The 20,037-nt window shown below is 68.4% G+C and carries 20 protein-coding genes; 13 read left to right on the forward strand and 7 right to left on the reverse strand.

Annotated features, from left to right (window positions below; genetic code table 11):
• Positions 1-9: 9 nt before the first annotated feature.
• A complete protein-coding gene (locus BM345_RS24765) occupies positions 10-1,077 on the reverse strand; it encodes an MBL fold metallo-hydrolase (RefSeq protein ID WP_093385053.1) in 1,068 nt (355 codons plus the stop codon).
• Between the two features lie 107 nt (positions 1,078-1,184).
• Between BM345_RS24765 and BM345_RS24770 the strand changes: the two genes are divergently transcribed.
• Genes BM345_RS24770 through BM345_RS24795 form a run of 6 tightly spaced genes read left to right on the forward strand, consistent with a single transcriptional unit; the run spans position 1,185 to position 7,159 of the window.
• A complete protein-coding gene (locus BM345_RS24770; protein WP_093385056.1) occupies positions 1,185-1,595 on the forward strand; it encodes a MerR family transcriptional regulator in 411 nt (136 codons plus the stop codon).
• A gap of 33 nt (positions 1,596-1,628) precedes the next feature.
• Positions 1,629-2,294 (forward strand): carbonate dehydratase, encoded by a 666-nt coding sequence (gene can, locus BM345_RS24775; protein ID WP_093385058.1) that lies wholly within the window; start codon positions 1,629-1,631, stop codon positions 2,292-2,294.
• Between the two features lie 29 nt (positions 2,295-2,323).
• Positions 2,324-4,144 carry a bifunctional isocitrate dehydrogenase kinase/phosphatase gene (gene aceK / locus BM345_RS24780; RefSeq protein WP_093385129.1) on the forward strand — a complete coding sequence of 607 codons (1,821 nt, stop codon included), beginning with the start codon at positions 2,324-2,326 and terminating at the stop codon, positions 4,142-4,144.
• 29 nt (positions 4,145-4,173) lie between these two features.
• Entirely contained in the window at positions 4,174-5,358 is a 1,185-nt protein-coding gene (locus BM345_RS24785) for an acetyl-CoA C-acyltransferase (RefSeq protein ID WP_093385061.1), read from the forward strand.
• A gap of 4 nt (positions 5,359-5,362) precedes the next feature.
• Positions 5,363-5,995: a pyridoxamine 5'-phosphate oxidase family protein gene (locus tag BM345_RS24790; protein ID WP_093385063.1), complete on the forward strand. Its 633-nt coding sequence runs from the start codon at positions 5,363-5,365 to the stop codon at positions 5,993-5,995.
• A gap of 36 nt (positions 5,996-6,031) precedes the next feature.
• Complete coding sequence (locus BM345_RS24795) at positions 6,032-7,159, forward strand: acyl-CoA dehydrogenase family protein (RefSeq protein WP_093385066.1); 1,128 nt, start codon at positions 6,032-6,034, stop codon at positions 7,157-7,159.
• Positions 7,160-7,213: 54 nt separating this feature from the next.
• Here the strand turns inward: BM345_RS24795 and BM345_RS24800 are convergent, their stop codons facing one another.
• Complete coding sequence (locus BM345_RS24800; protein WP_093385068.1) at positions 7,214-7,663, reverse strand: hypothetical protein; 450 nt, start codon at positions 7,661-7,663, stop codon at positions 7,214-7,216.
• A 166-nt stretch (positions 7,664-7,829) separates the two neighbouring features.
• Between BM345_RS24800 and BM345_RS24805 the strand changes: the two genes are divergently transcribed.
• The 3 genes from BM345_RS24805 to iaaH all read left to right on the forward strand — a co-directional run bounded on the left by BM345_RS24805 (position 7,830) and on the right by iaaH (position 11,903).
• Positions 7,830-8,417 (forward strand): BRCT domain-containing protein, encoded by a 588-nt coding sequence (locus BM345_RS24805; RefSeq protein ID WP_093385071.1) that lies wholly within the window; start codon positions 7,830-7,832, stop codon positions 8,415-8,417.
• A 92-nt stretch (positions 8,418-8,509) separates the two neighbouring features.
• Positions 8,510-10,294 (forward strand): ATP-binding response regulator, encoded by a 1,785-nt coding sequence (locus BM345_RS24810; RefSeq protein ID WP_093385073.1) that lies wholly within the window; start codon positions 8,510-8,512, stop codon positions 10,292-10,294.
• Between the two features lie 97 nt (positions 10,295-10,391).
• On the forward strand, positions 10,392-11,903 hold the full coding sequence (gene iaaH, locus BM345_RS24815; RefSeq protein WP_093385076.1) for an indoleacetamide hydrolase: 1,512 nt from the start codon (positions 10,392-10,394) through the stop codon (positions 11,901-11,903).
• A gap of 80 nt (positions 11,904-11,983) precedes the next feature.
• On the opposite strand, the gene BM345_RS24820 is transcribed toward iaaH, so the two are convergent.
• Complete coding sequence (locus BM345_RS24820; RefSeq protein WP_093385078.1) at positions 11,984-12,724, reverse strand: helix-turn-helix transcriptional regulator; 741 nt, start codon at positions 12,722-12,724, stop codon at positions 11,984-11,986.
• 104 nt (positions 12,725-12,828) lie between these two features.
• Here BM345_RS24820 and BM345_RS24825 point away from each other — a divergent pair, with 104 nt between their 5' ends.
• Both BM345_RS24825 and BM345_RS24830 read left to right on the forward strand, forming a co-directional pair.
• Complete coding sequence (locus tag BM345_RS24825; RefSeq protein WP_093385081.1) at positions 12,829-13,248, forward strand: YchJ family protein; 420 nt, start codon at positions 12,829-12,831, stop codon at positions 13,246-13,248.
• Positions 13,249-13,291: 43 nt separating this feature from the next.
• Entirely contained in the window at positions 13,292-13,984 is a 693-nt protein-coding gene (locus tag BM345_RS24830) for an HAD family hydrolase (RefSeq protein WP_093385083.1), read from the forward strand.
• 51 nt (positions 13,985-14,035) lie between these two features.
• Here BM345_RS24830 and BM345_RS24835 read toward each other — a convergent pair whose 3' ends face one another.
• The 4 genes from BM345_RS24835 to BM345_RS24850 all read right to left on the reverse strand — a co-directional run bounded on the left by BM345_RS24835 (position 14,036) and on the right by BM345_RS24850 (position 16,737).
• On the reverse strand, positions 14,036-14,314 hold the full coding sequence (locus BM345_RS24835; protein WP_254789988.1) for a hypothetical protein: 279 nt from the start codon (positions 14,312-14,314) through the stop codon (positions 14,036-14,038).
• Positions 14,315-14,378: 64 nt separating this feature from the next.
• On the reverse strand, positions 14,379-14,813 hold the full coding sequence (locus tag BM345_RS24840) for a response regulator (RefSeq protein WP_093385086.1): 435 nt from the start codon (positions 14,811-14,813) through the stop codon (positions 14,379-14,381).
• 155 nt (positions 14,814-14,968) lie between these two features.
• The gene (locus BM345_RS24845) at positions 14,969-15,538 is read right to left on the reverse strand and encodes a fatty acid desaturase CarF family protein (RefSeq protein ID WP_093385088.1); all 570 of its coding nucleotides are present in this window, start codon (positions 15,536-15,538) and stop codon (positions 14,969-14,971) included.
• 170 nt (positions 15,539-15,708) lie between these two features.
• Positions 15,709-16,737, reverse strand: a complete 1,029-nt coding sequence (locus BM345_RS24850) for an AraC family transcriptional regulator (protein WP_093385091.1) — start codon at positions 16,735-16,737, stop codon at positions 15,709-15,711.
• A gap of 149 nt (positions 16,738-16,886) precedes the next feature.
• On the opposite strand from BM345_RS24850, the gene BM345_RS24855 reads away from it, so the two are divergent.
• Complete coding sequence (locus BM345_RS24855; protein ID WP_093385093.1) at positions 16,887-18,059, forward strand: isovaleryl-CoA dehydrogenase; 1,173 nt, start codon at positions 16,887-16,889, stop codon at positions 18,057-18,059.
• Between the two features lie 146 nt (positions 18,060-18,205).
• Positions 18,206-19,864 carry an AMP-binding protein gene (locus BM345_RS24860; RefSeq protein WP_093385096.1) on the forward strand — a complete coding sequence of 553 codons (1,659 nt, stop codon included), beginning with the start codon at positions 18,206-18,208 and terminating at the stop codon, positions 19,862-19,864.
• Positions 19,865-20,037 lie beyond the last annotated feature (173 nt).

Below are 20,037 nucleotides of genomic sequence, written 5' to 3' on the forward strand. Positions count from 1 at the left end.
TGGAAGGGGTCAGGCCTGGCCGGGCAGGCCGAAGCGGTAGACGCCGTCTTCGCCCAGGTTGCGGCGCAGCTTGCCCGCAAACCACAGGTAGTGCAGGTGCGCCACCGTCTCGCCCATGGCGAAAGTCATCTGGTGCAGGTCGAGCTCGCGCTTGAAGAGCACCGGCAGCGCCTCGGCCGCGGTGAGCGCGCGCTGGCTGCACGCTTCCATGAGCGCGGCCAGGTGGTCGCGGTGGTGGTCTTCGAGCTGGCGCACGCGGGTGTGCACGCCGGTGAAGGGCTTGCCGTGCGCCGGCAGGCCCAGCACGGTGGCCGGCAGCTCGTTGAAGCGGCGCAGGCTCTGCAGGAACAGGCGCAGCGGATTGGATTCCGTCTCGCCCGCGTGCACGCTCACGTTGCTGGAGATGCGCGGCAGCATCATGTCGCCGCCCAGCAGCACGTTCAGTTCCTCGCAGTACAGCGAGATGTGCTCGGGCGCATGGCCGTAGCCGGAGATGCAGCGCCACATCCGCCCGCCGATCGGGAATTCGTCGCCATCCATCATGCGGACGTAGTTCCTGGGCACGCTGGGCACCATGTTCGCGTAGTAGCTGGTGCGGGCGCGGATCTTGGCGATCGAGTCCGGGTCCGAGAGGCCGTGGGCGACGAAGAAGTCGGCCGCCGCCTCGCCGCCGGCGGCGTTGTCGCCCATGCTGACCAGCACGCGGGCCACGTTGTAGTCGGTGGCGCTGATCCACAGCGGCGCGTTCCAGCGCGTGCACATCCAGTCGGCCAGGCCGATGTGGTCGGGGTGCATGTGGGTGACGATCACGCGCAGGATCGGCAGGCCCTGCAGCTGCGTCTCGAAGACCTGCTCCCACTGCGTGCGTGCCTCCTCGCGGGAAATGCAGCAGTCCACCACCGACCAGCCCTGGCGGCCGTCGATCTCGTCGCGCACCAGCCAGAGGTTGATGTGGTTCAGCGCGAAGGGCAGCACCATGCGCACCCAGCGAACGCCGGGCGCCACTTCCATCGTGCTGCCGGGTTCGGGAAGTTCGTCGCCGAAGGGGTAATGCAGTTCGCGTTCTAGAGGATTCATGTACGATTGACGTTTACGTAAACGTCAGATGTGATTTGCCCATTGTAGGGAGACTCGCGGATTCGCGCTGTCACCCGGGCAACGGCACTCCAAACGCATTCGGATACATGTCCGCGCCAACCTACACCATCAGCGAGCTCGCGCAGGAGTTCGACCTTACCACCCGCGCGATCCGCTTCTACGAGGACATGGGCCTGCTCTCGCCCGAGCGCGCCGGCCCCGGCGGCCGCGTGCGCGTCTACAGCGGCCGCGACCGCGCGCGCCTGCTGCTCACCCTGCGCGCCAAGCGCCTGGGCCTGAGCCTGGTCGAGGCCAAGGACATCCTGAACATGTACGACAGCCCGCGCGACACCGTCCCGCAGTTGGAGAAGTTCCTGCAGGTACTCGGCGACCACCGCCAGCAGCTGGAAGCGCAGCTCACCGAGGTGCAGGCCAACCTCGAAGAGGTGCGCGAACACGAGCGCAAGGCCCGCGCCTCCCTGGCCAAGGCCCGGCGAGGCACCGCGGCCGCGGCCTGACTTCCCATCACCCCACCCACCATCCCACGCACCATGCCAAACAGCCTCAACGACCTCTTTGCCCACAACCGCACCTGGGCGGCGCAGATCGAGCGCGACCGTCCCGGCTTCTTCACCAGCCTGGTCAAGCAGCAGACGCCCAAGTACATGTGGATCGGCTGCTCCGACAGCCGCGTGCCGGCCAACCAGATCACCGGCCTGGAGCCGGGCGAGGTGTTCGTGCACCGCAACGTGGCCAACGTGGTGGTGCACTCGGACCTGAACGCGCTGTCGACCATCCAGTTCGCGGTCGACCTGCTCAAGGTCGAGCACATCATGGTGGTGGGCCACTACGGCTGCGCAGGCGTCAAGGCGGCGCTGGACAACATCCGCGTGGGACTGGCCGACAACTGGATCCGCCACATCCAGGACGTGCGCGACCGCCACCGCCCGCTGCTCGAGGGCCTGCCCGAGGCCAACCGCGCCGACGCGCTGTGCGAGCTCAACGTGGTGGAGCAGGCTGTGAACGTCTGCGTGAGCACCGTCATGCTCGACGCATGGAGCCGCGGCCAGAAGGTGCGCATCCACGGCTGGGCCTTCGGTGTGCACGACGGCCTGCTCAACGACCTGGGCATGACGGTGGGCAGCACCGAGGAACTCGACGGCGTCTACCAGTCGGCGGTGGAACGCATCCGAGCCAAGTGGAGCCCGGCGGCCTGATCCCGCGGCACCAGCGCGACGGCCCACCCATGTTCCCGCAGCGCCTCGACTCACCGCTGGCCTATGCCGTGGCCAAGGCGATGGCCGATGGCTTTAACCGCCACTACCGGTTGTTCCGGGCCGAGTCGGCCCGCGCCAAGCACCGCTTCGAGACGGCCGACTGGCACGGCCAGCAGCGGGCGCAGCGCGAGCGCATCGAGTTCTACGACCTGCGGGTGCACGAGGCGGTGGCGCGGCTGGAAAAGGAATTCAAGGCGGGCGAACAGCCCATGGAGGTGTGGCACCAGGTCAAGCTGCACTTCATCGGCCTCCTGGTGAACCACCACCAGCCCGAGCTGGCCGAGACCTTCTTCAACTCGGTCACCACCAAGATCCTGCACCGGGCCTACTTCCAGAACGACTTCATCTTCGTTCGCCCGGCCATCAGCACCGAGTACATCGAGCCGCGCGACGCGCCCACCTACCGCGCCTACTACCCGGCGCAGGACACGCTGGACGACACCATCGTGCGCATGCTGGAGGACTTCGGCCTGCTGGGCAAGTGGGCCGACCTGCACCGCGACGCGCGCCGCGTGGCCGCTGCCATGCGGGGGCGCTTCCACCAGGTGAAGCTGCGGGCCAACTTCCAGCTGCAGGTGCTCTCGGGCCTGTTCTACCGCAACAAGGGCGCCTACGTGGTGGGCAAGCTCATCAACGGCTTCGTGGAACTGCCGGTTGCGCTGCCCGTGCTGCACGACGCCAAGGGCCAGTTCTATGTCGACGCGGTGCTCTTCGGCGAGGACGACCTGCAGATGCTCTTCAGCTTCGCACGGGCCTATTTCATGATCGACATGGAGGTGCCCTCGGCCTACGTGCAGTTCCTGCGCTCGCTCATGCCGCGCAAGCCACGCGCCGAGATCTACAACGCGCTGGGCCTGGCCAAGCAGGGCAAGACGCTTTTCTACCGCGACTTCCTCTCGCACCTGAACTACTCCAGCGACAAATTCCGCATCGCGCCGGGCATCAAGGGCATGGTGATGCTCGTGTTCGACCTGCCGTCCTTTCCCTTCGTGTTCAAGCTCATCAAGGACTACTACCCGCCGCAGAAGGAAACCACGCGCGAGCAGATCAAGGGCAAGTACCTGCTGGTCAAGCAGCACGACCGCGTGGGCCGCATGGCCGACACGCTGGAGTACAGCGACGTGGGCTTTCCGCTGGACCGCTTCGAGCCCGACCTGATCGAGGAGATCGAGAAGTTCGCGCCCAGCCAGCTGAGCATCGGAGACCGTGACGGCAACGGTGAGATGGAGGTGGTGCTCAAGCACGTCTACATCGAGCGGCGCATGATCCCGCTGAACATCTACCTGCAGGAAACCTTCGACCAGATCGAGCATGCAGAGAGCGAGGCGCAGGCAGGGCATGCGCAGCAGCAGCTGGAGCGCGCGGTGGTCGAGTACGGCAATGCCATCAAGGACATGGTCGCGGCCAACATCTTTCCCGGCGACATGCTGTGGAAGAACTTCGGCGTCACGCGCGGCGGCAAGGTGGTCTTCTACGACTACGACGAGATCGAATACCTCACCGACTGCAACTTCCGCAAGGTGCCGCAGCCGCGCAACGAGGAAGAAGAGATGAGCGGCGAGGTCTGGTATTCGGTCGGCCCCAAGGACGTCTTTCCCGAGACCTTCGAGCCCTTTTTGCTGGGCAACGACCGGGTGCGCAAGGCCTTCATGGCGCACCACGCCGACCTGCTCGATGCGGCCTTCTGGCAAAGCCACAAGGAGCGCATCAAGGCCGGCCACATGTTCGACGTCTTTCCCTACGACGAGGCGCAGCGCCTGCAGCACGACGGCCACGTCCCCTATTTCTGATCCACACCTTCATTTCCAAGGAGATCCTCATGTCCGAATCCATCGTCATCGTCGGTGCGGCCCGCACCCCCATGGGCAGCTTTCAGGGCGACTTCAGCTCGCTCTCCGCGCACGACCTGGGCGGCGCGGCCATCAAGGCGGCGGTCGAGCGCGCCGGCATCGCGCCCGACGCCGTGGGTGAGGTGCTGTTCGGCAACTGCCTGATGGCCGGCCAGGGCCAGGCGCCGGCGCGCCAGGCCGCCTACAAGGGCGGCCTGGCCGACAGCGCGGGCGCGGTCACGCTCAGCAAGATGTGCGGCTCGGCCATGAAGGCCGCGATGCTGGCGCACGACCTGCTGCTGGCGGGCACGCACGAGGTGATGGTCGCCGGTGGCATGGAGAGCATGACCAACGCGCCATACCTGATGCTCAAGGGCCGCGGCGGCTACCGCATGGGCCACGACCGCATCTTCGACCACATGATGCTCGACGGCCTGGAGGACGCCTACCAGCCCGGCCGCAGCATGGGCACCTTCGGCGAGGATTGCGCCGCCAAGTACAGCTTCACCCGCGAGGAGCAGGACGCCTTCGCCATCGCCAGCGTGCAGCGCGCGCAGCACGCCACCAAGGATGGCCTCTTCAAGGCAGAGATCACGCCCGTCACCGTGAAGGGCCGCTCGGGCGAGACCATCGTCGCCATCGACGAAGGCCCTGGCAAGGTCAAGCTGGACAAGATCCCCACGCTCAAGCCGGCCTTCAAGAAGGATGGCGGCACCATCACCGCCGCCTCCAGCTCGTCCATCAACGACGGCGCCGCGGCGCTGGTGATGATGACCGAGTCCACCGCGAAGAAGCTGGGCGCCAGGCCCATCGCCCGCCTGGTCGGCCATGCCACGCATGCGCAGCAGCCCGAGTGGTTCTCCACCGCGCCGGTGGGCGCCACGCACAAGCTCTTCGCCAAGACCGGCTGGGGCGTGAAGGACGTGGACCTGTGGGAAGTGAACGAGGCCTTCGCCGTGGTGCCCATGGCGCTGATGAAGGAGCTGGGCGTGTCGCACGACATCGTCAACGTGCACGGCGGCGCCTGCGCGCTGGGCCATCCCATCGGCGCGAGCGGCGCGCGCATCATGGTCACGCTCATCCACGCGCTGCAGAACCGCGGCAAGAAGCGCGGCGTGGCCACGCTGTGCATCGGCGGCGGGGAAGGCACGGCCGTGGCGATCGAGCTGGTCTGAGCAAGTGATCGAAAGCCTCGGCCAATTGCGCGCGCTGTACGCCGCTCCCGGCGAGCGCGCGGCGCGCAAGCAGCTTCAGCGCCTGGATACGCATGGGCAGCGCTTCGTTGCGCGCTCGCCTTTCTGCGTGATCGCCACCGGCGGGCAGGGCGGTGCGCTGCTCGACGCCTCGCCGCGCGGCGGCGCGCCCGGCTTCGTGAAGGTCGCGGACGACGGCGCCACGCTGCTGCTGCCCGACGCGGGTGGCAACAACCGGCTGGACACGTTGGAGAACCTGCTGGCCGATCCGCGCGCTTCGCTGATCTTCATGATCCCCGGCATGGACGAGACGCTGCGCGTCAACGGCACGGCGCGGCTTCGCGAAGAGCCGGCTTTCCGCGACGCGTTCGCGCACGAGCGCCAGCGTCCCAAGCTGGTGATCGAGATCGCGGTGCGCGAGGCCTACCTGCACTGCGCCAAGGCCTTCATGCGCTCGCAGCTCTGGCAGCCTGGAACGTGGAGTCCGCGGGACGCCATGCCCAGCATGGGCCAGATGCTGCGCGACCAGATCGGCGCCGTCGTGGCGACCGAGACCCAGGACGAGATGCTGGTGCGCTACCGCGCCCAGCTGGACAGCGAGCAGGCCCCTTCGGCCTGAGCGCGAACAAGAAAACCAAGACCCGAGAGACAAGCCATGCTGCTGACCCCCGACCAGGAAGCCATCCGCGACGCCGTGCGCGCCTTTTCGCAGGAGCAGCTCTGGCCCCACGCCGCGCGCTGGGACCGCGAGCACCTCTTCCCGAAGGAGGCGCACGCCGGCCTCGCCGAACTGGGCGCCTACGGCATCTGCGTGCCCGAGGAAGACGGCGGCGCCGGCCTGGACTACCTCACGCTGGCGCTGGTGCTGGAGGAGATCGCCGCCGGCGACGGCGGCACCAGCACCGCCATCAGCGTGACCAACTGCCCGGTCAACGCCATTCTCATGCGCTACGGCAATGCGCAGCAGAAGAAGCAGTGGCTGCAGCCGCTGGCGCAGGGCAGGATGCTCGGCGCCTTCTGCCTCACCGAGCCGCAGGCGGGCAGCGATGCATCGAGCCTGCGCACCACCGCCCGCAAGGACGGCGAGGGCTACGTCATCGACGGCGTCAAGCAGTTCATCACCAGCGGCAAGAACGGCCAGGTGGCCATCGTCATCGCGGTGACCGACAAGGCGGCCGGCAAGCGCGGCATGAGCGCCTTCATCGTGCCCACCGACGCGCCCGGCTACAACGTGGCGCGCCTGGAGGACAAGCTGGGCCAGCACAGCAGCGACACCGCGCAGATCAATTTCGACGGTTGCCGCATCCCGCACGAGAACCTGATCGGCCAGGAAGGCGAGGGCTACAAGATCGCCCTGGGCGCGCTGGAGGGTGGGCGCATCGGCATCGCCGCGCAGAGCGTGGGCATGGCTCGCAGCGCCTTCGAGTTCGCGGTGCAGTACGCCAAGGAGCGCCAGGCTTTTGGCGGCAGCATCTTCGACCAGCAGGCCGTGGGCTTCCGCCTGGCCGATTGCGCCACGCAGATCGAGGCCGCGCGCCAGCTCATCTGGCATGCCGCCTCGCTGCGCGATGCCGGGCAGCCCTGCCTGAAGGAAGCGGCCATGGCCAAGCTCTTCGCCAGCGAGATGGCCGAGCGCGTGTGCAGCGCCGCCATCCAGACCCTGGGCGGCTACGGCTACGTCAACGACTTCCCGCTGGAGCGCATCTACCGCGACGTGCGGGTGTGCCAGATCTACGAAGGCACTTCGGACATCCAGAAACTGTTGATCCAGCGGGCGCTGTAAGCGAACGGGCCCGGGCCGCGCCGCCCCTGCGACCCCGAAGCCCCTTCGGGCGTCCTACGCGGCTGGCAGCGAGAGGCCCGGCCTTTCATCGTCCCACGCCATCGAGCTCATCCTCCAGCCCGCGGGCGTGAGGATGAACTGCGTGCAGACCATCCCGCGGGCGGTGAAGGACTTGCCGTTCATGGTGCCGCCCTTCGAGTACGCGCTGAAGCGCTGCGCCACGTTGCCGAACACCTGCGTCACCTCGGAAAGCTCCTCTTCCAGGAAGCGGGTCAACTCGCCCTTGCGAACCATGGCTTCCCTTGGCTCGATGAATGACTGGATGGTCGAGATCTCGGGTACGGGCGAGACGTTCTTGATCAGCAGGCCCTGCTCGATGAAGAGCGAGCGGATGCGGCCGTAGGCCGGGGCCCCACCCTCTTCGAACGACACGGCGCCGAAGAACTCTGAAACGAGTCGGCCGAGTTCCGCCTTCACGGACTCTGCGGATGGATGCTGGGTCATCGCATGCCTCCTGGGAAGACGGGGATTCTGCGCTTCGTGCTGCTTCCCCGCCAACCCGCCCCCGGGAGGATCGAAGGCGCCGCGGCACGCCCTGCTGGTACATTGCCTCCCCAACTTCGCAGTCCACCACTGCGTTCCGAGGCCAGCGATTCAAGGAGAGCCAGCCGTGAGACAAGCGATCGAGAAGCTGATGGGCATCGTTGAAGCCATGGTTGCGGACGGCGACCTCCACGACCTGGAGATCGAGTTCCTCCGGGCCTGGCTCGCGGAGAACCCGGACGTCGCGCTGGTATGGCCCGGCAACGCCGTCAGCGGCGCGATCGAGGCCGTGCTGGCGGACGGCCATGTGAGCCCCGACGAGCGCGACTACCTGGTGGCCACGCTCCGGCAACTGGCCTCCGGCGAACTCGCCCTCGACGAGCAGGACGGCGCGGCCGGGCTCGCCCTCCTGTTCGACAACGCCACCGACATCCAGTTGCGCGACTCGCTGGTGTGCCTGGCGGGCGATTTCCTGCATGGAACGAAGCCGGCCTGCGAGCGCCTGCTGGAGCGCGCCGGCGGATGGCCGGCCGCGATGGTCGGCCCGAACGTCCGTTTCCTCGTCGTGGGCTCCAAGGTGGCGCCCGACTGGAGCGAGACCCCCCTGGGGCAGACGATCAGGGACGCCCTGAGCCTGCAGCAGGCCGGGCACCCCATCGCCATCGTTTCCGAGCGGCGCTGGCTCGATCGCCTCGCAGGAACGGCCGCGTCCTGACAAGCCCGGCCCGCGCCGGGCGCCCTGAAGGCTGGCGGCGACACCCGTGCGACGGCAGCCGTCGTCCGGCTTGTGCACAATCCGCCTGCCGCATGCCTGAAGCCAACGCGCCATCTACCGGGACACTCGCCGCCCTTCGCCGGATCTGGGCCGACACCCCCCACCCCAACCCGCTGGTCGACCAGACGCTGGCGCGCACCTACGTCCTGGACACGCGCGATACGCCTTTCACCGCGGCCTTCACCGCCGCCATCTTCTGGATCACCTTCCTGGTGCTGACTGGCGACAAGGGCACGCTGGTGTGGGCGGTGCTGGTGCATGCGATGCAGCTGCACATGTATTTCCACCTGCAGCGCGAGCAGCCGCAGGGCTATGGGGTGGAGCAGGCCTTCGTCACCCGCAGCCGGTTGGAGACGCGCATGCTCTTCCCGGGCGTGGTGTGGGCGCTGGCGCCGTGGCTGTTCTTCCCCAGCGGCAGCCTGCCGCTGATCCTGCTGATGTACTTCTTCATCAGCACCATGACCAGCGCCTCGGCCGCCGCGCTGGCCCAGTGGTGGCGCTCGGCGGTGCTGTTCGCGGTGCCGGGCTACCTGAGCCTGGCCGCTCGCCTGCTGCTGGAAGGCGGCACGCTGCCCACGCTCATGGGCTGCCTGGCGCTGTGGCAGCTCATCGCCACCCTGCACCACACGCGCAAGCAGAACCGGCTGCTGGTGCGCTCCATCGAGAGCGGCTTCGAGAACGCCCGCCTGGCCGATGCGCTGTCGCGCCAGCTCGACCACGTGGCGCAGCTGGCCGCGCAGCGCGCGCGCATCTTCGCCGCTGCCAACCACGACCTGCGCCAGCCCATGCACGCGCTGGCCATGTTCGTGGCCTCGCTCAGCCCCAGGCAGCCGCCGCAGGCGCAGACCCTGCAGTTCATGCAGGCCAGCGTGGATGCCCTGCGCACCTCGGTGGACGCGCTGCTGGACATCGCGCAGGCCGACGGCGAGGGCTCGCAGGTGCAGCTGCGCCCGGTGCCGCTGGCGCCGCTGCTGCAGGCCCTGCACAAGCGCTTTGCCGCCGACGCCGCCGCCAAGAAGCTGCGCCTGCGTTTCCGGCCCACCCGGGCGGTGGCGCTGGCCGATGCCCGCGTGCTCTCGCGCCTGCTGGCCAATCTGGTCGACAACGCCATCAAGTACACGCATGGCGGTACGGTGCTGGTGACGGTGCGCCGTGCGCGCTCGGAAGAGGGCGGCGACGGCTGGCGCATCGAGGTGCGCGACTCGGGCATCGGCATCGCGGACGCGCTGCGCGAGCAGGTGTTCGAGCCCTTCTTCCAGGCCGACAACCCGGGCCGCGACCGCAGCCGCGGGCTGGGCCTGGGCCTGTCGCTGGTGGCCAGCATGGCGCGCATGCTGCATTCGCATATCGCGCTGCGCTCGGCGCCGGGCCGCGGCAGCACCTTCAGCCTGACGCTGCCCGCCGCGCAGATGGCCGAGGCGGAAGCCGGGGCCGTGCGCGTGGAGGCGGTCGACGGCGTGTCGCGCCGCGTGCTGGTGCTGGACGACGAGGCGCCCGTGCGCCAGGCCATGCATGCCCTGCTGAGCGGCTGGGGCCACGACGTGGCGCTGGCCGCGCATCCGCACGAGGCCTGGCAGCTGCCCGGCGAGTTCGACCTGCTGCTGGGCGACCTGCGCCTGGGCGGCGGGCTGTCGGGGCTGGCGGCCGCCCAGGCGCTGCATGCGGTGGGCAAGGTGCGCCAGGTGGTCATCTTCACCGGCGACACGGACAGCGCCAACCGCACCGAGGTCGAGCTGGCCGGCTACCCGCTGCTCTACAAGCCGGCCGATGCACAGGTGCTGCGCGCGCTGCTGGCGGGTGGCGCTGCACCCGCCTAAGGGCGCAAGCACTTGACCCTGCTGTCATCGCTTTGAATGACAGACAGGCGGGCGCCGACGGCGCAGCATGGCGGTCTCTTCGCTTCGAGCCCTTGCCATGCCCATCTCCAGACCCACCTTCGCCCTGTCCCTGCTCGGCCTGTGTCTCGCCGCTGCCGCCCAGGCCCAGCCGGCCGGCACGGACCTCTCGACGCTGACCGCCAGCGAGGCGGCCAGGCAACTGTGCGCCGGCACGCTCACCAGCGAGCAGTTGGTGACGGCCTACATCGCCCAGGCCAAGGCCCGCCCCGAGCTCAATGCCTTCATCACCCTCGACGAGGCGGGCGCGCTGAAGGCAGCGCGCGCCGCCGATGCGGCGCGCAGGAAGGGTGGCGCCTGCAAGCCGCTGGCGGGCCTGCCGGTGGCCATCAAGGACAATATCCAGGTCAAGGGCCTGCCGGCCACTGCCGGCACGCCGGCGCTCAAGGACTTCGTGCCCCAGGCCGATGCGCCCGTGGTGGCCAAGCTGCGCTCGGCAGGCGCGGTGGTGCTGGGCAAGACCCACATGCACGAGCTGGCCTTCGGCGTCACCGGCTTCAACCCGGCCTTCCAGAGCGGCACCGAGCCAGGCGTGCGCAACGCCTACGACACCACCCGCGTGGCGGGCGGCTCCTCGTCGGGCAACGGCGCGGCGCTGGGCGCGCGCATGGTGCCGGCCGCCGTGGGCACCGACACCGGCGGCTCGGTGCGCATTCCCTGCGCCTTCAACGGCTGCGCGTCGCTGCGGCCCAGCATGGGCCGCTACCCGCAGCAGGGCATCGCGCCCATATCGCACACGCGCGACACCGCCGGGCCGATGGCGCTGTCGATGCCCGACGTCGAACTGCTGGACCGCGTGATCGCCGGCGGCAAGCCCGTGAAGCCGGCCGAGCTGAAGCGCGTGCGCCTGGGCGTGGTGCCGGCCTTCTATGCCAATCTGGATGCCGACACCCGCGCCGCCACCGATGCCGCGCTCGCGAAGCTGCGCGCCGCGGGCGTCACGCTGGTGGACGTCGACATGCCCAAGCTGACGGAGCTCAACGGCGCCGTCGGCTTCCCGGTGGCGCTGTACGAGGCCTACGACGACATGGTGGCCTACCTGGCCAGGTCGAAGACCGGCATCGATATCCAGCAGCTCACGGCCGGCATCGCCAGCCCCGACGTGAAGGGCACCTTCGAGGGCCTGGTGATCCCGCGCAAGCTGCCCGCGCCCACCGGCCTGGTCGATGCCAGGCCCGCCTATGACAACGCGATGCGCGTTGCGCGGCCGGCGCTGCAGAAGCTCTACGCCGAGACCTTCGCGAAGAACAGGCTGGACGCGCTGGTCTTCCCGACGGTGCCGCGCGTGGCGCTGGCGGCCACGCCCGAGTCCAGCAGTCCGGAGAATTTCGGCGCCCTGATCCAGAACACCGACCCGGGCAGCAATGCCGGCATCCCGGGCGTGCAGCTGCCCTCGGGGCTGGGCGCGACGACCGGGTTGCCGGTCGGGCTGGAGCTGGATGGTCCGGCCGGCAGCGACCGGCACCTGGTGGCAGTGGGCATGGCGGTGGAAGCTGTGCTGGGCCGCGTGCCCGCGCCCAAGGCCAAGTAGGTGCGCGGCCGCCCGGTGCCCCGCCTTGCGGCTGGCGCCGCCCGGCGCGCCGGGGGCCATCGGCTAGGGCGCGTCGCCGCTCAGCGCCGGGCCCGCGCGGCCAGGGCCGAGCGGCGCTCGATGCCCAGCTTGTCGAAGATGCGCCGCAGGTAGGTGCGCACGGTGGGCACGCCCACCGCCAGCCGGCGGGCGATCTCCTTGTCGGTCAGGCCCTCGCACACCGCGCGCGCCACCTCCTGCTCGCGTGGGCTGAGGCTGTCCCAGGCATCGGCTTCGTTTTGCGCTCCGTCGGCGGGCCTGTCGTGGCTCTGGGCGCGCCGCAGCGCACCGATGAAGGCGGGCTCGATCAGGTCCAGCAGCGCCTTCTCGTGCGCGCCGAAATCGCCGCGCGCCTTGCAGCGCCAGATGCGCAGGTCGCCCAGCGCGCGGCTGCCGTCGAAGGCATGCAGGTTCATGCCCCAGTGCAGGCCGTCGCGTGAGAGGAACTCGTTGAAGAAGGGCGTGCGCATCAGCTCGCGCTGCGGCATCAGCTCGGTCACGCGGGTGGCGTGGCGGCGCGACTGCAGCTGGAAGGTGATGGGGTCGTGGTGCTGGTGCCAGGCGTCGTAGCGGTCGAGGTTGGCCGGGTCCATGTGGATGGCCACGCGGCCATCGAAGCGGCCGGCCGCGTCGTTCCACACGAAGGAGGCGAACTGGTCCGCGTTCAGCAACTCGAGCAGCACGCGACCCAGCTGCTCGCGGATGTCGCGCTCCGCATGGTCCTGCGCCAGCAGCGCGAAGACGCCGCGCAGTGCGTTGTGCTCATGGCCTGTCAGGTACATCGCGCATTCCTCTTCCGTCGTGGCGCCAGCCTAGTGAATAGCAAGGGCCACGCCAACGGTGGATGCCCCGAGCCCACGACGCTGGCCGCGCACAATGGGCGCCGATGCCTTCTTCACCTTTCTGCCCCTGCGGGCGTGCCGATGCCAAGGGGCGGCCGCTGGCCTACGACGTTTGCTGCGGCCGCTACCTGGACCACTTCGACGTCATCCCCGCGCCTGACGCCGAATCGCTCATGCGCTCGCGCTACAGCGCCTTCGTGCGCGAGAACGCGCCCTACCTGCTGGCGACCTGGCATGCGAGCCAGCGGCCGCAGACCTTGGATTTCGATGCCGGCACCCGCTGGCTGGGCCTGGAAGTGCGCTCGCACACGCTGCAGGACCCCACGCATGCCCAGGTCGAGTTCGTCGCCCGCCTGCGCGATGCCGGCGGCCGGGCCAGCCGGCTGCACGAGAAGAGCCGCTTCGTGCGCGAGAGCGACTCGGCGGGCGTGCCCCGTTGGTACTATCTGGACGCCGCCGGCTGACATCCCGTTCGCCGGCGCTTCCTTTTTCTTTCCCTCCGACCCCATGTCCGTGTCCCTGCCTTTTGACGCCGTGCTCTTCGACTGCGACGGCGTGCTGGTCGATTCGGAGCCCATCACCAACCGCGTGCTGCGCGACATGCTCGAGGAGCTGGGCTGGTCGATGACGCTGGAGCAGTGCATGGCCACCTTCGTCGGCAAGGCCGTCAAGGACGAGGTGGGCCAGATCAAGGCGCACACCGGCCAGCGCATCACGGACGAATGGCTGGGCATCTTCCGCGAGCGCCGCAACGAGGCGCTGGACCGCGAGCTGCAGGTGGTGCCCGGCGCGCTGTCCGCGGTACGCGAGCTGCATGCGCAGCTCGACGGGCTCATCGCCTGCGCCTCGGGCGCGGACCGCATCAAGGTGGAGCTGCAGCTGGCGAAGGTGGGAATGGCGCCGTACTTCCAGAACCGCGTCTTCAGCGGCCACGAGACGCCGCGGTCCAAGCCCTTTCCCGACGTGTACCTGGCCGCCGCTCAAGCGCTGGGCGTGGACCCGAAGCGCTGCGCTGTCGTGGAGGACACGGTGACCGGCGCGCGCGCGGGTGTGGACGCCGGCGCCACTGTCTTCGGCTACAGCCCGGGCGGCCTGTCGCACAGCAGCGCCTCGGCGCTGCGCGCCGCCGGCGTGGGGCAGATCTTCGTGGACATGGCGCAGCTGCCGGCATTGCTGGCGGGGCACGCCGAGCGCGCCTGAGTCGAAGCCGCTGCTGGCGAATCGATTAGCGCACCAGAGCGCCGACCACGCTCAGGGCCACGGGGCCGGCAGGTCCTGCTCCTGCGTCGTCTCCTCGGACAGGTCGGCACCGGGGTCGTTGATGGGGTGCAGCTTGTCGCTGCGGCACCAGTAGGTCCAGCCTTCGAAGCCCACGTCGTAGTAGGTGCCGGGGAGGTAGCTGTCATCCGGCGCCGAATAGGGCGCGGATAGCACCTCGACGATGCGGCCGACGGCGCCGCGCGTCTGCGGGCTGGCTTCGCAGCTGCTGTCCACGTAGCACAAGGTGCCGATGCGAATGGAACTCGTCATGGCCGTCCTCCTCACCCCGCGTGCAGGGTCGCGGCCATTGTGCGCCTGGGTCCGCTGGCCTGGGTCAGAATGCCCGGGGGGTCATGACCGGCGCGCGCGCCGGCTGCGTCTGCCGACGGCGGCTGGTTTCGCGTGCATAGTCGTTGCAGCGGTCGAAGAAGGCTTCCAGCTCGGTGGACTTGTCGAACACCGCGTCGGCGCCCAGGTCCATGCAGCGGCGGCGGATGTCCGGGGTGGGGTAGTTGGTCAGCACCAGCACGTGGCGGTCCGGTGGACGCTCCTGACAGGCCTTGAGCACGGTGAGCCCGGAGCCCTGCTTGAGGAACAGGTCCACGACCGCCAGGTCCCAGCTCTGGCTGTAGGCGTCCAGGGCGCAGGCGGCCTGTGCCGCGGTTTCGGCGGTGGCGACCACGTCGAGGTCGGTCAGCTCGTCCATGGCCGCCAGCAGGTTCTCCCGTATCGCCTGGTTATCTTCTACAAGTATGGTGACAAGTGACATCGTGACGACGGCTGCTGAGGCTAGGGTGTGTTCCCCAGTTTTGCTCGGGACGGCCATTTGTCGCGTAGGCCGAGGCCCCGAGCATGTTCGGCATCCGGTTGCCGAGCAGGCGCAGGAAACGTCCTGCCGCGTGTAAGAGGGCTATTTTGTGCTGCTTAGCGATGGCTGCCGACCCCTGGCTTGACGGTAATGTCAGTTCGGCGATGCAGGCCAAATATTTCTGCGACGCTCCATTCCAGGGCTGTCCAGAACTTCAGTCTGTCCAGGAGCGGATTCAAGAAGTTCGTAATTGAGCAGTAGTTGGTGTCCTTGCGCCCGCAATGGTGTCGCGCGTGGTGGCGTTGCGTTTGCAGCGGCTTGCATTTTTGAAGCCATGTAATCAGCCGCCCATTCTCGTGCGGCGCACGATGTGCCCACTTGTGTACTTGGTTGGCATTGCCTGCGGCAATCGCAAACGTCCAGACGGGCCCGCTTAGCCGTTCAATCCATGCAGCTGTGAGCACCACGACACCGGATGCCACAACCAAGTCCCAGGAGCTTGCCCACCAAGTACGCGAGACAAAGGCGCGCGGATGCTGGTGATGCTCCTCGTTCGCGGTCCCGATCGACCTTCCAATCCATGGTGTGTCCGCGCGGACATAAGCATCTTCGGCCCAATGGACCAATCCGCTGAAGAAGTCTGCGAGCAAAACGGCGCCCGCGCATTGCACGATTTCGTGCTGCATCTGTTTTCACTCCCTTTAAGTTCGATTGCGCGCCACCCTGGAGGCCCGGTGACAGTCGGGCAGGTGGCGCTGCGCAATTCTCAAGCGCTACCTCATTCGAACCACTCCTCAAAGCTGATGTTGGATGTGCAATGCTTCACGAAACCGCGCCAAACAACGTTGCGCCAAGGTCAAACTTCGCCGCGGCGAAACTCGCCCGGCGTGGCGCCCGTCCACTGCCGGAAGGCCCGCGCAAAGCTCTTCTCGTTTCGAAAACCCACCGCCAGCGCCACCTGCTTGATCGGCTTGTTGCCCCGGCGCAGTTCCTCGATGGCGCGCTCGCGCCGCACCTCGTCCTTGATCGCCTGCAGCGAGGTGCCCTCGTCCTTGAGCTGGCGGTGCAGGGTGCGCGCCGAGCTGTTCAACAGGGTGGCCAGGGCCTGGGCATGCACCGCCTCCTGCGGCCGGGTGCGCAGCAGCTCGCGCACGCGCTGCCCCAGCAGGCGATCGCGCCGGTACTGCAGCACCGTCAGGGGCAGGGCGCGTCGCAGCATGCCCCGCAGGGCGCGCTCGTCGCGCTGCAGCGGCAGGCGCAGGTAGCGCTCATCGAAGCTGTAGCTGGCCTCGGCCGCGCCGAAGTTCAGGCGGTCGCAGAACATCAGCGGGTAGGCGTCGGCATGCGGCGGCGCCTCGAAGGGAAAGCTGGCCTCGCGCAGCGACACCCGCGAATCGATGGCCCAGCTGGCAAAGCCGTGCAGGAAGCGCAGGCAGGACACCAGGCAGAACTCGCGCAGGTCCTTGGGCAGCGGGTGCTGCTCGACGATGCGTACCGTGGCCACGCCGGCGTGGCTGTGCAGCGAGATGAGGATGTCCTCTGTCAGCAGCCGGTGGTGCCGGCCCCATCGCTTGATGGCCACGCCCAGGTCGGGCGAGCTGATGGAGGCCCGGCACAGCATGCCGTAGCTGCCCCAGGGCAGGCGCCGGGTGAACCAGCCGAGGGCCTCGTCGTCCAGTTCCTGCATGGCGTGGGCATTGAGCGCCTCGAACTGCGCCGCCGTCACCCGGCCGGCCGGGTCCTTGAGTTCGCGCGGCGCGATCTGTGCCGCCGCCAGGGCCTTGCCGGGGTCCATGCCGTAGATGCCGTAGGCCCGCACGATCGCCTGCACGAAGGCCATCGGGGTGGCGGCGCGGCGCGCGCCGCGTGGGCGGGGCGGATTCATGGCGGGCTGGAAAAGTGTGGCTGTATTTGCAACCATTGTGGCGCCATTTGCGCCAGCCGTGGGCGTAAGCTGCGGCTTTCTGCGCGCCCCATGCCGGCATCTGCGGCTTCGGCGGCGTCCCGCACCCCGACACCGAAGGAGACACCCTCATGCACCATCCCGGCCTGAACTTCGACCTGGGCGACACCATCGATTCGCTGCGCGACGCGATCGCGGACTTCGCCGCAGCCGAGATTGCCCCGCGTGCCGCCGAAGTGGACCGCGACAACCTCTTCCCGCACGACCTGTGGAAGAAGCTGGGCGACCTGGGCCTGCACGGCATGACGGTGAAGGAAGCGTACGGCGGCACCGAGCTGGGCTACCTGGCGCACATCGTGGCCATGGAAGAGGTGTCGCGTGCCTCGGCCTCGGTGGGCCTCTCGTACGGCGCGCATTCCAACCTGTGCGTGAACCAGATCCACCGCAACGGCAGCGAGGCGCAGAAGAAGAAGTACCTGCCCAAGCTGGTGAGCGGCGAGCACGTGGGTGCGCTGGCCATGAGCGAGCCCAACGCCGGCTCCGACGTCGTGAGCATGAAGCTCAAGGCCGAGAAGAAGGGCGGCTACTACGTGCTCAACGGCTCCAAGATGTGGATCACCAACGGCGGCGACGCCGACACGCTGGTGATCTACGCCAAGACCGAGCCCGAGATGGGCGCGCGCGGGATGACTGCCTTCATCGTCGAGAAGGGCTTCAAGGGCTTCTCGGCCGGCAACAAGCTGGACAAGCTGGGCATGCGCGGCTCCAACACCTTCCCGCTCTTCTTCGACAACGTCGAGGTGCCGGAAGAGAACGTGCTGGGCGGCGAGGGCCAGGGCGCCAAGGTGCTGATGAGCGGCCTGGACTACGAGCGCGCCGTGCTCTCCGGCGGCCCGCTGGGCATCATGGCCGCCTGCATGGACGCGGTGCTGCCCTTCATCCACGAGCGCAAGCAGTTCGGCCAGAGCATCGGCGAGTTCCAGCTCATGCAGGGCAAGATCGCCGACATGTACTCCACCTGGCAGGCCACGCGCGCCTACGTGTACGCCGTGGGCAAGGCCTGCGACCGCATGGACCATGCGCGCAGCTTCCGCAAGGACGCGGCCGGCGCCATCCTGTATTCGGCCGAGAAGGCCACCTGGATGGCCGGCGAGGCGATCCAGGCGCTGGGCGGCGTGGGCTACACCAAGGAATTCCCGGTCGAGCGCCTGTGGCGCGACGCCAAGCTCTACGAGATCGGCGCCGGCACCAGCGAGGTCCGCCGCATGCTGATCGGCCGCGAGCTGTTCGCCGAGACCGCATGACCTAGCACACCCCCAGGCGACCCTCGCTGCGCGAGGCCCGCCAACCCCCTCGCCGGGGGCGCACCCGGCGGCCCGGCGAAGCCGGTTCCGCGGGTGCCAGCGAAAAGGGCCGGCTGCGCGGCCCATGGTTTCAGGAGACAAGAGCTATGACCGAGTCCTATGCGCGAGGCACCACCGAGGTGCCGCTGATCGAAGAGACGATCGGCGATTTCTTCGATGCCATGGTGGGGCGCCAGCCCGATGCGCTGGCGCTGGTGAGCCGGCACGAGGGCCTTCGCTTCAGCTACCGCGAGCTACAGGCGGCCGCCAACCAGCTGGCGAGCGCGCTGCTCAGGACCGGGCTCGAACCCGGCGACCGCATCGGCATCTGGTCGCACAACAACGCCGCCTGGGTGCAGATGCAGCTGGCCACGGCCAAGGCCGGGCTGATCCTGGTCAACATCAACCCGGCGTATCGCACGGCCGAGGTGGAATACGCGCTCAACAAGGTGGGCTGCAAGGCGCTGGTCACCATGCCGCGCTTCAAGACCAGCGAGTACCTGGGCATGCTGCGCGAACTCGGTTCGGCCAGGCTGCCGCAGCTGAAGAACATCTGGTGGATCGACCGCGAAGGCGATGCCGACGAGGCGGGCGCGCAGCGCTTCTCGAAGCTGCTGGCCTCGGGCGATGCAGCCGACCCGCGCGTGCGCGAGGTGCAGAAGACGCTCAAGGCCACCGCCCCGATCAACATCCAGTTCACCAGCGGCACCACCGGCTTCCCCAAGGGCGCGACGCTCACGCATCGCAACATCCTGAACAACGGCTTCTTCATCGGCGAGTGCATGACGCTCACGCCGGCCGATCGCCTGTGCATTCCGGTGCCGCTGTACCACTGCTTCGGCATGGTGCTGGGCAACCTGGCCTGCCTCACGCACGGCTCGGCCATCGTGTACCCCAACGACGGCTTCGATCCGCTCACCGTGCTGGAGACGGTGCAGGCCGAGAAGTGCACCGGCCTGCACGGCGTTCCCACCATGTTCATCGCCGAGCTGGACCATCCGCGCTTTGCGGAGTTCGACCTGTCCAGCCTGCGCACCGGCATCATGGCCGGCTCGCCCTGCCCGACCGAGGTGATGAAGCGGGTGGTGGAGCGCATGCACCTGTCGCAGATCACCATCGCTTACGGCATGACCGAGACCAGCCCGGTGAGCTGCCAGAGCAGCACCGACACGCCGCTGGAAAAGCGCGTGTCCACCGTGGGCACGGTGCAGCCGCACCTGGAGGTCAGGATCGTCGACCCCGAGAGCGGTGCCATCGTGGCGCGCGGCGAGCGCGGCGAACTCTGCACCCGCGGCTACTCGGTGATGCACGGCTACTGGGACGACGAGCCCAAGACCCGCGAAGCCATCGACACCGAGGGCTGGATGCACACCGGCGACCTGGCCACCATGGACGCCGAGGGCTACGTCAACATCGTGGGCCGCATCAAGGACATGGTGATCCGCGGCGGCGAGAACATCTACCCGCGCGAGATCGAGGAGTTCCTCTACCGCCACCCCAAGGTGCAGGACGTGCAGGTGGTCGGCCTGCCCGACCGGAAATACGGCGAGGAGCTGTGCGCCTGGGTCATCCCCAAGCCGGGCCAGCAGCTCACCGAAGAAGAGGTGCGCGAGTTCTGCAAGGGCCAGATCGCGCACTACAAGGTGCCGCGCTACATCCGCTTCGTCGACAGCTTCCCGATGACGGTGACCGGCAAGATCCAGAAGTTCAGGATCCGCGAGCAGATGTCCGCCGAACTGGGGCTGACGGCCGACAAGACGGCCTGAGGAACGGGGTGGACGCCTGGAACAAAGAAAGCATTCATGAGCAAACTCATCTCCCAACTCAACACCCGCTCGGAAGATTTCCAGGCCAATGCCAACGCCATGCGCGCCCTGGTGGACGACCTGCAGTCGCAGTTCGCCAAGGTCGAGGCCGGCGGCGGCGAGGCGGCGCGCGC

This window comes from Variovorax sp. OV329 (assembly GCF_900114785.1).
Lineage (GTDB): Bacteria > Pseudomonadota > Gammaproteobacteria > Burkholderiales > Burkholderiaceae_C > Variovorax.